Source organism: Paenarthrobacter nitroguajacolicus (assembly GCF_031455195.1).
GTDB classification, from domain to species: Bacteria; Actinomycetota; Actinomycetes; order Actinomycetales; family Micrococcaceae; genus Arthrobacter; species Arthrobacter nitroguajacolicus_D.
Map to the genome: position 1 here is coordinate 1 of NZ_JAVDSH010000020.1, position 1,042 is coordinate 1,042.

1 protein-coding gene and 1 rRNA gene are annotated in these 1,042 nt (G+C 62.7%); one reads left to right on the forward strand and one right to left on the reverse strand.

Translation table 11 applies throughout. The features are described 5' to 3' along the window. On the forward strand, window positions 1–515 hold a 515-nt coding region (locus J2Y68_RS21985), incomplete at its 5' end, for a hypothetical protein (protein ID WP_309997093.1). A 297-nt stretch (window positions 516–812) separates the two neighbouring features. Here J2Y68_RS21985 and rrf read toward each other — a convergent pair. After that, window positions 813–929: ribosomal RNA gene (gene rrf, locus J2Y68_RS21990) — 5S ribosomal RNA — on the reverse strand. Between the last annotated feature and the right edge of the window lie 113 nt (window positions 930–1,042).

A 1,042-nucleotide genomic window follows, 5' to 3' on the forward strand; every position in this document is an offset into this window, starting at 1 on the left:
AACGGACGGCGCTCACCATCACGGGCCGGACGGTCACCACGGTCACCGAAGGGCTTCCGGTCGCGGTCACCGAATGGCTTCCGGTCGCCACGGTCGTTGTTGAACGGACGGCGCTCGTCGCTGTCGCGGCGGGGGCCATCGAAGTTCCGCGGGCCACGCTCAGGACGGTCGCCGAACGGTTTGCGGTCGCCACGGTCGTTGTTGAACGGACGGCGCTCACCATCGCGGGCCGGACGATCGTTACGGTCACCGAAGGGCTTCCGGTCACCACGGTCGTTGTTGAACGGACGCCGGTCACCATCACGAGCCGGACGATCGCTACCGTCCCTGTTGTCCCTGGACCGGAATCCGCGAGGATCCCCTCCGGAATTATTGTTGGGGCGGTACGAACCGCGGTCGTCACGGTTCCCGCCGAAATTTCCGCGATTGCCGCCGCGATTGCCGCCGTTGTGCTCAGCCATGGTGGATTCCTCCTGTTGCGAGCCGACCACTGGCGCGTGCGTAGTCGCTCATAACCCTTATTTCGTTGTCACGCCGCCGGCAGCGCCAAGCTGCCGGCTCGTTTGTCTTATCCAATTCTATTCGACGCCGCCGCGGCGGCAGTACGTCGGGAGAGACTAAACGGCCCCTCGTGGCAAGTCTCACAGCCAAGTAAGTGCCTTGCTGTGCAACTCGCGGCCCGGCTCTGCCCATTCTGAAGCCAAGCCGCCTGGTACCCATATTGGCCGTGTTTTGTGGGTTGACGCTGTGTTGTGTGGGTTTAAATGGGTGGAGCCCCGACCGTCGTGGTCGGGGCTCCCCTGTTAATGTGTGTCCGGCGGTGTCCTACTCTCCCACACCCTCCCGGGTGCAGTACCATCGGCGCTGTGGGTCTTAGCTTCCGGGTTCGGAATGGGACCGGGCGTTTCCCCCACGCTATGACCGCCGTAACCTTGTTACCCGTCCCGGCCCCGTTTGTGGGGGTGGGTGGGAAGTTTTGTGGTTACAACTGTGGTGCTTGGTTGTTATTTAGTTGTTGGTTCCTGGGTTGTTGTTCGGGAAC